The 8,303-nt window shown below is 74.2% G+C and carries 7 protein-coding genes; 3 read left to right on the top strand and 4 right to left on the bottom strand.

Annotation, left to right across the window (positions count from 1 at the left end):
• The 3 genes from ACQRUO_RS37245 to ACQRUO_RS37235 form a co-directional block, all read left to right on the top strand.
• Window positions 1–492, top strand: a 492-nt coding sequence (locus ACQRUO_RS37245; RefSeq protein WP_428320612.1) for an FAD-dependent oxidoreductase, incomplete at its 5' end; no start/stop codon positions are given.
• Window positions 489–1,514, top strand: coding sequence for a Rieske 2Fe-2S domain-containing protein (locus ACQRUO_RS37240; RefSeq protein WP_428320611.1), 1,026 nt, complete (start codon window positions 489–491; stop codon window positions 1,512–1,514). The genes ACQRUO_RS37245 and ACQRUO_RS37240, both read left to right, overlap by 4 nt.
• On the top strand, window positions 1,511–2,284 hold the full coding sequence (locus ACQRUO_RS37235) for an alpha/beta fold hydrolase (RefSeq protein ID WP_428320610.1): 774 nt from the start codon (window positions 1,511–1,513) through the stop codon (window positions 2,282–2,284). Before ACQRUO_RS37240 ends, ACQRUO_RS37235 begins: the two co-directional genes overlap by 4 nt.
• 91 nt (window positions 2,285–2,375) lie before the next feature.
• On the opposite strand, the gene ACQRUO_RS37230 is transcribed toward ACQRUO_RS37235, so the two are convergent.
• The 4 genes from ACQRUO_RS37230 to ACQRUO_RS37215 form a co-directional block, all read right to left on the bottom strand.
• Entirely contained in the window at window positions 2,376–2,747 is a 372-nt protein-coding gene (locus ACQRUO_RS37230) for a YciI family protein (RefSeq protein ID WP_428320609.1), read from the bottom strand.
• A gap of 1 nt (window position 2,748) precedes the next feature.
• The gene (locus ACQRUO_RS37225; RefSeq protein WP_428320608.1) at window positions 2,749–3,093 is read right to left on the bottom strand and encodes a YciI family protein; all 345 of its coding nucleotides are present in this window, start codon (window positions 3,091–3,093) and stop codon (window positions 2,749–2,751) included.
• A gap of 28 nt (window positions 3,094–3,121) precedes the next feature.
• Window positions 3,122–6,085 (bottom strand): NHLP bacteriocin export ABC transporter permease/ATPase subunit, encoded by a 2,964-nt coding sequence (locus ACQRUO_RS37220; protein WP_428320607.1) that lies wholly within the window; start codon window positions 6,083–6,085, stop codon window positions 3,122–3,124.
• The coding region (locus ACQRUO_RS37215; protein WP_428320606.1) for an NHLP family bacteriocin export ABC transporter peptidase/permease/ATPase subunit at window positions 6,082–8,303 on the bottom strand (2,222 nt) is incomplete at its 5' end. The genes ACQRUO_RS37220 and ACQRUO_RS37215, both read right to left, overlap by 4 nt.

Here is an 8,303-nt window from a genome sequence, read left to right as displayed (position 1 = left end):
AAGCTCGCCGCGGCGCGGCGCCTGCCGGCCGGCGACGGCTACTGCCTGGTGGTCACGGTGGACCGGCCCGCACCGCAGAGCGTGATCGGGTTCGACGTGGACGGCTGCGCCGGGTTCGTCCGGTGCGCGGCCGGCCGGCCCGAGGTGCTGCTGGTCGCCAAGGCCGGCGCGGCCGGGCGGCTGCGCGCGGCCGCCGCCGACCCGGACGGACCGGCTGCGCTGCTGGCGGCCGTGCTGCCGTGGACGGCCGGTGCCCGGGTGCTGGCGCGGACCGCCGCCGACTGGGGTCAGGACCCCTACGCCGCCGGGGCGTTCACCGCCCCGCTGGTCGGCCGCCCGGCCGCCGCCGACTGGGCCGCGCCGCTGGCCGGCACCCTCTTCTTCGCCGGTGAGGCGACCGTGTCGGGCAGCGAACTCCCCTGGGTCCAAGGTGCCTTGGCCAGTGGCGAGCGGGCTGCCGAGGAACTGCTCGAAGCGATGGCGAACAGATGAACCGGATGGACCCGATGGACCCGACGACCCGGCCGGGCGCGGCACCGCCGCACCACGGCTGGTACCTGCTGGCCTTCGACAGTGAACTGACCGAGGAGATCACCCCGTTGGCGATCGGCGGCCACCGCCTGATCGCGGTCCGGGAGGACGACCGGATCCGGGTGCTGGACGCCGACTGCCCGCACCGCGGCGCCCACCTGGGCCACGGCGCCCGGCGTGAGGGCGACTGCCTGGTCTGCCCGTTCCACGGCAAGCGGATCGCGCTCGGCGACCGCAGCCGGACCTGGTCGGTGCGCGAGCACCCGGTGCTGCGCTGGGGCGAGGCCGTCTTCGCCCGGCTCGGCGACCACCCGGACGGCGACCGCGGCTTCGAGCGGGCGGTCAAGGCCTGGGCGCAGGAGTTCCCGCTGGTCAAGGCGGTCACCCTGCCGGTCGCGGTGGCGCCCGAGTACGTGGTGGAGAACGCCTTCGACCCCGACCACTTCAAGGCCGTGCACGGCGTGCCGGGCACCCGGGGGATGGCGGCTCGCCCCGGCGACGCCGGCGAGCTGGTGATCGAGGGGGAGTTCCTGATGCAGACCTCGCCCTGGCAGGACGCCCGCCGGCTGGAGGAGGTGCGCTGGGAGGCGGTGCGCACCGGGAAGGTCCGCTGGGACTTCAAACCGCGCTTCCACGCCCGGGCGTTCAGCCCCGCCGTGGTGGTCACCGAGTTCGGTCCGGCGCACGAGATGCAGGTGATCGTCACCGGCTCGGTGCCGACTGCGGACGGCGGCTGCCTGGCCCGGGTGGCGATCGGGGTGCGCGCCGCGCAGCGGGCGGCGCTGCCGGCGCTGATCGCCGGCAGCGAGAAGGCGCTCGGCGAGGACAAGGTGGTCTGGGAGCACCTGAACCCGTACGCCCGACCGCGCTACGACGCCCGGGACGCGCCGGTGCTGGCCTTCCGGGCGTTCTGCGCGGACTTCGCGGCGGCGGCCACCGCGGCGGCCGTCGAGGCCGTGGACGCTGCGGAGGTGACCCGGTGACCGAACTGCACCTGACCGAGACCGGCCACGGCGAGCCGGTCCTCTGGCTGCACGGCTACACCATGGACTCCAGCACCTGGCACCCGCTCTGGGACCGGCTGCCCGGCTGGCGCCACCTCGGCGTGGACCTGCCCGGCCACGGCGGCTCGCCCGCCCTGCGGCCCGGCCTCACCCTGCCGGAACTGGCCGACCAGTTGGCCGAGGTGCTCCGGGCCAGCGGCGCCCGCCGGGTGGTCGCGCTCTCCTTCGGTTCCATGTCGGCGATCCAACTCGCCTTCCAGGAGCCGGACCTGGTCGACCGCCTGGTGCTGGCCGCGCCCACCCTGGCGGGCACCGCCAACGAGGCGGCGGCCAAGCGGCGCTACCAGCAGCTGGCCATGCTGTACCGGCTGACCGGCGGAGCGAGCGAGCAACTGGCCGACCTGTGGCTGCAGTCGCCGCCCGACATCTTCAAGGGCACCGAGCGGCACCCCGAGCTGCGCGCGGCGCTTCGCGCGGTGGTGGCCCGGCACGGCTGGGCCGAGCTGGGCAACGGGGCGATGGACCGGCTGACCGCCGACCGGCACACCGCGGACCAGCTGCGCCGGATCTCCGCCCGCACCCTGGTGGTGGTCGGGGACCAGGACATGCCCGCCTTCGTCCGCAACGGCGAGCTGCTGTGCGCGACGGTGCCGGACTGCCGGCTGCTGACCGTGGCCGACGCCGGGCACCTGCCGTTGCTGGAGCGCCCGGACGCGGTGGCGGCGGCGATCGCCGAGCACCTGCGCTGAATCCCCCCGGAACACCACGCGGCCCGCCCGAGAAGCGATTCTCGGGCGGGCCGCATGGCGTTCGGCTGCGGTGCGGATCAGGCGGTGCGGATCAGGTGACCCGCACCGGCCGGACCTCCACCAGGTCGCCGGCGGCGGCCGGCATCCGCCGGGCCCAGTCGACCGCCTCCTGCTCCGACCCGACGTCGATCACCCAGACCCCGCCGAGGTGCTCGTGCCCCTCGCGGTACGGTCCGTCCGAGACCGGGTCCACGGCGGCGGCGTTCCCGGCGGCGTCATCCCCGGGGACGACCAGTCGCGCGGTGGCGCCGCGGGCGAGCCCGCCGCCGTACAGCACCTTGACCCCGGCCTGGTACATCTCGCGCCCGAACCGGGCGTGCGCCGCGTCGAGCTCGGCTTCCTGCTCGTCGCTGAGCGCGTCCCAGACGCGCTCGTCGCCGTGGATGAGCAGCAGGTACTCCATGTCAGTTCCCTTCTCCGGCGGGCCGGCGCGGCCCGCGCTCGCAGCGGCGGACCTCGACCCGGCCCGCCGGGCCGATCGGCATCCGCGCCGCCCAGCCCAGTGCCTCCTGTTCGGAGGGCACCTCGACGACCCACAGCCCGCCGAGCTCCAGGACGCCCTCGCCGGCGCGCTCCTCGCCCTCGGCGACCGTCGGGCGGCCCAGCCGGGCCCCGTAGACGATCTCGACTCCGGCCGCCACCAGCGCGCGGGCGAACTCGCGGTTGGCGGTGAAGCGCTCCTCGCGCTCCTCGGCGGTCATGGCGTCCCAGTCGGTCTCCTGACCGAACATCAGCAGTGCGAACTGCATGGCGGTTCCCCTCCGTGGGCCCGGTCGATCACATCTGGCGGTGTGCCAGGCGGGCGAAGAGCCCGTCCTGGTCGGCGAGCAGCTCCTCGTAGCGGCCCTGCTGGACCACTCGGCCCTGGTCCATGACGATGATCCGATCGGCCTCGGCGACGGTGGAGAGCCGGTGCGCGATCACCACCCGGGTGGCGTTCAGCCGCCGGGTGCTCTCGGTGACCAGCCGCTGGGTCGGGTTGTCCAGCGCGCTGGTGGCCTCGTCGAAGAAGACGATCCGGGGGCGGGAGACCAGCGCCCGGGCGATCATCAGCCGCTGGCGCTGCCCGCCGCTGAGCGTGCTGGTGCCCTCGGAGAGCACGGTGTTCATGCCCATCGGCATGGCCGCGATGTCGGTGTGGATGCCGGCCATCTCGGCCGCGGCCCAGGCGTCGTCCAGCGTGTGGTTGGTGCTGCCGACGATGTTGGCCTTGATGTCGCCGGCCAGCAGCGCCCCGTGCTGGAGCACCACGCCGCACTGCCGGCGCACCGCGGAGATCTCCAACTCGGCCAGGTCCTGGCCGTCGTAGAGCACGGTGCCGCTCTCCGGACGCTCGAAGCCGAGCAGCAGCCGCAGCACGGTGGACTTGCCGCTGCCGGAGGGACCGACGATGGCGACGAACTCACCGGGGGCGATGCCGAGCGTGACGTCCTGGAGCGCGGCCGGGCCGTCCTCGCCGTAGCGGAAGGTGACGTGGCTCAGGCCCAGGCGTCCGGACAGGTCGCCGGGGTCCGCCTTGCTGTCGTCGACCTCGGGCTTCTCCTCCAGGATCGGCCGCAGCCGCTCCAGCATCGGCACCACGCCCATCGCGGTGACCGCCGCCGAGGTGAACTGCAGGCTGGAGGCGATCAGCAGGTTGAAGGCGGTGAAGAAGGAGAGGAAGACCGAGATCGGCACCCGGCTGTGCATCGGGCCGGCGATCACGCCGAAGATGACCACCGAACAGACCAGCGGGAAGCCGGCGTTGAAGGTGGTGACGGCGTTCTGCACCCGGCGCGAGGAGGCCGCGATGCCCCGGCCCCTGCTGAACTCCCCGGCCCACACCCCGAACACCCGGTCCTCGGCCGCGGTCACCCGCACCTTGGGCACCGCGGTGAGCAGCTGGAAGACCCGGGCGGACATCGCCTGCTCGTGCGCGTACAGCCGGCGCTGCCAGCGGATCTCCACCCGCCCGGCGAGCAGGCCGAAGCCGACGCCGACCAGGGTCAGTCCGGTGGCCAGGCCGGCCAGCGGCAGGTTGTAGAAGTAGACCAGGACCAGGTTGGCCAGGCCGGTCAGCATGCCCAGGGTCGCGGTGGTCATCATCCCCGACAGGGTCTCCTGCGCGGCGCTGACCCCGAGCACCGTGGTGCCGAGCTCGCCGGTGGAGTAGCCGGAGAAGAACGAGGCGGGCAGCGAGAGCAGCCGGGTCCAGACCCCCACCTGCATGGCGGAGGTGGAGCGGCTCTCGATCCGCAGCACCGCGATGTTCTGCACCACCGAGAGCGCGGCCACCGCCATCGCCGAGCCGATCACCACCAGCGAGCCCTCGGTGATCAGGCTGCGCTCGGCGTGCGTCACGAAGGTGCCGAGCACCTCGCCGGTCATCACCGGCACCAGCAGGCCGACCACCGCGACCAGGGTGGCCATCAGTGCGAACATCCACAGGTCGCGGCGGTTGTTGCGGATCCCGAACCGCAGCAGCCCGGCCACCGTGCGCACGGTCGCGGGCAGCGGCCGGTAGAGCATGGTGGCCTTGTTCTGCAGCTCGGCGGCGACCTTCGGGGTGACCGGCGTGACGGTGCCGTTCTCGGCCAGCACGTAGCGCCCGCCCATCGGCAGCAGCGCGACCGCACCGCCGCCCTTGCGGTAGCCGATCATCGGGCCGAGGTCCTGGCGCCACCAGCGGCCGTCCAGCCGCACCGCGCGGGTGCGCACGCCGGAGGCCAGGGCGATCGCCTGCAGCTCGTCCAGGTGGCGGTCGTGGCCGTTGCCGGCGACCGGGGCCTTCATGGTGAAGCCCTGGTGCCCGGCGACCAGCCGGGCGGCCGCCAGGGTCGGCGGGTCGGCGGCCGCGTCGCCGATCCGCAGCCGGGCCGAGGTGTCGCGCAGCACGGTGTCGAAGCCCTTGGCGGAGTGCGCCAGGGTGCCGGCGTCGCGCTCCTGACGGGCGGCGATCTGCTCGGTCTCGGCGGCTTGGCGGGCCGCCACCCGCTCGTCCACGGTGTAGAGCAGCCGCCGGCAGTGCTCGTGCAGCAGCTGCCACAGCTCGCCCCGGTCGAGCAGTTCGCGCGGCGCCCGGGCCCGGACGGTGGCGGCGGAGGTGGCCACCAGCCAGTCCTGCTCGGTCAGGCAGACCTCGGCGCCGGCGGTGAGCTCGCCGGCCGTGCCCTCGGGCAGTTCGACGCCGCCCTCCTCGACCCGCACCCACTGCAGCCCGTCCACCGAGCGCAGCGCCTGGCCCTTCTTGAGCACGGTCGGCTCGGCGGGCGCCAGCGGGGTGAAGTCGCGCGGCGGCCGGGTGTCGCGCAGCGCGTCGGCCAGTGCCGTGATGCCGCCGGCCAGGCCGCCGAGGAACTGCTCGACGGCCTGCAGCTGCTGCGCGCCGTCCAGCGCGCGCACGGCCGCGCCGGCGGCGGTGCCGCACTCGCCCTCGCGGGCCGACAGGCCCTGCACCCAGGCGGTGGGCAGCTGGGCGAGCTGGGCGCCGAGCACCGGGCGAGCCACGATGCCGTGCCGCGGGCCGTCGGGCGCCCCCGGCAGCACGGTGCCCGCCTCGATCCGGCACAGGAAGTGCCAACGCCCGCTGGGGGAGCGGTCGGTGAGCTGGACCGCGAACAGGTCGACCGCGCCGGCGAGCACCAGCAGCATCCGGTCGGGGTCGTCCAGCACCAGGTAGCGGTCGGCGTGCGGGTCGGCGGGTTCGGCCGCCGCGGTGAAGAACTCACCGAAGGACAGGGGGCGTTCGATGACGGCCGTCACAGCTCGTCCTCCTCCTCGCGGCGCGCCGACTCGATCAGCGCGGTGTAGTGCCCGCCGAGCGCCAACAGCTCGTCGTGGGTGCCTCGTTCGGCGATCCGTCCCTGGCGCAGCACGATGATCTCGTCGGCGTCCCGGACGGTGGAGAGGCGGTGCGCGATGATCAGGCAGGCGCAGCCGCGCCGCCGCAGGTTGTCCATGATCACCCGCTCGGTCTCCGGGTCGAGCGCGCTGGTCGCCTCGTCCAGCACCAGCAGGGTCGGCTGGGTGGCCAGTGCCCGGGCCAGCTCCAGGCGCTGGCGCTGGCCGCCGCTGAAGTTGCGCCCGCCCTCCAGGACCGGGCTGTGGATCCCGCCGGGGCGGGTCATCACGGTGTCGTAGACGGCGGCGTCGTGCAGCGCGGCGGTGACCGCCTCGTCCGGGACGTCGTCGTTCCACAGCGTCAGGTTGTCGCGCACCGTGCCCTCGAAGAGCGAGATGTCCTGGTCCACGTAGCCCACCGAGGCGGCCAGCACGGTGCGGGAGAGCTCCTCGCGCGGCCGGCCGTCCAGCAGGATCCGGCCCTGCTGCGGGGCGTAGAGGCCGGTCAGCAGCCGCCCGAGGGTGGACTTGCCGCTGCCGGAGCCGCCGACCACCGCGACCCGGCGGCCGGGCACCACGGTGAGGTCGAGGTCCTTGATCACCGGGTCGCCCAGCGGGCTGTAGCCGAAGCTGACGCCGCGGAACTCCAGGGCGCCGTCCAGCTTGGCGCCGGTTTCCGGCTCGGGGGCGGCGAAGCAGGTCGCCACCGGGTAGCGCTCCACGTCGTAGAGCCGCTTGATGTCGGCGGTGACGTCCTGCAGCCGGCCGCCGAGGTTGGTCAGCTGGGTGACCGGGCGGCTGAGCGCGGCCAGCAGGGTCTGGAACGAGACCAGCAGGCCCACGCTCATCGCGCCGTCCACCACCCGCTGCCCGCCGACCAGCAGGATCAGCCCGCTGTTGAGCGCGGCCAGCATCGGCGGCACCACGGTCAGCACGGCGCTGGGGATGCCCAGCTTCTGCTTGGCGGAGACCACCTTGGCCAGGAACCCGGCCCAGCGGCTGAAGGCGTCCGGCTCGGAGCCGGTGGCCTTGACGGTCTCGATCAGCGCGAGGGTGGTGAAGGTGGTCGCGGTGAGGTTGCCGCGGTCGGTGCGCAGCGCCGAGACGGCGTCGGTGCGGGCCCGGGCCACCGCCTGCAGCACCACCACGTTCAGCAGCGCCATGCCGACGCCGATCACTCCGAGCAGCACGTCGTAGCGGATCAGGATGGCCGCGTAGAAGAGCACCAGGCCCAGGTTGATCACGGTCAGCGCGAGGTCCCGGGAGAGGATCTCGGCGACCGCGTCGTTGCCGGCCACCCGCTTGGCCACCTCGGCCGGGCGGCGCTGCAGGTAGAAGTCGATCGGCAGCCGCAGCAGGTGGCGGAAGAACCGGGCCGAGCTGACCAGGCCCATCCGGATCTCCAGGCGCAGCAGGTAGTGCCGCTGCACCGAGGTCAGCACGAAGACCGCCACCGCGGTGGCCGACATCGCGGCCAGCAGCGGCAGCAGGTCGGCGCCGCTGCCGCCGGACAGCACCCGGTCGATGAAGACGCGGGTGTAGGCCGGGGTGGCGATGCCGGGGACCACCAGCAGCAGGCTGGCCAGCAGCACCAGCGGCATGGCCCGCCCGGTGGGCAGCCGGCGTTCGAGCAGCGCCCGGCCGATCCCGCCCTTGTTGCCGCCGGGCCGGAAGTCGGGGCCCTTCTCGAAGGCGAGCACGATGCCGGTGAAGCCGGAGTCGAACTCCTCCCACTCCATCAGCCGCGGGCCGCTGGCCGGGTCGTTGACCGCCACCACCTTGCGGCCGTACCGGGTGCGGATGCCCTCGACCACCATGAAGTGCTGGAACGCCCAGAAGATGATCACCGGGCCGTCCAGGTCGGCCAGTTGGTCGGCCTCGGTCTGGTAGCCGCGGGCGGTCAGCCCGTAGGAGCGGGCGGCGGAGAGCACGCTGGAGGCGCGGGCGCCGTCGCGGGAGACCCCGCAGACGCCGCGCAGGTCCTCCAGCGGCACGTGCCGGCCGTGGTAGGCCAGGATCATGGCCAGGCTGGCGGCGCCGCACTCCACCGACTCCATCTGCAGCACGGTGGGGACGGCGTGCCGCCAGGCGCGCGGCAGCGCCGGGCGGCCGGGGCGACGGCGGCGGCGCGCGCGGGCCG

Origin of the sequence: Kitasatospora sp. LaBMicrA B282, assembly GCF_050325825.1 — a bacterium.
Classification (GTDB): domain Bacteria; phylum Actinomycetota; class Actinomycetes; order Streptomycetales; family Streptomycetaceae; genus Kitasatospora.
Note: the sequence above shows the minus strand (reverse complement) of the source record. Positions and strands in the feature narration are given on the sequence as shown.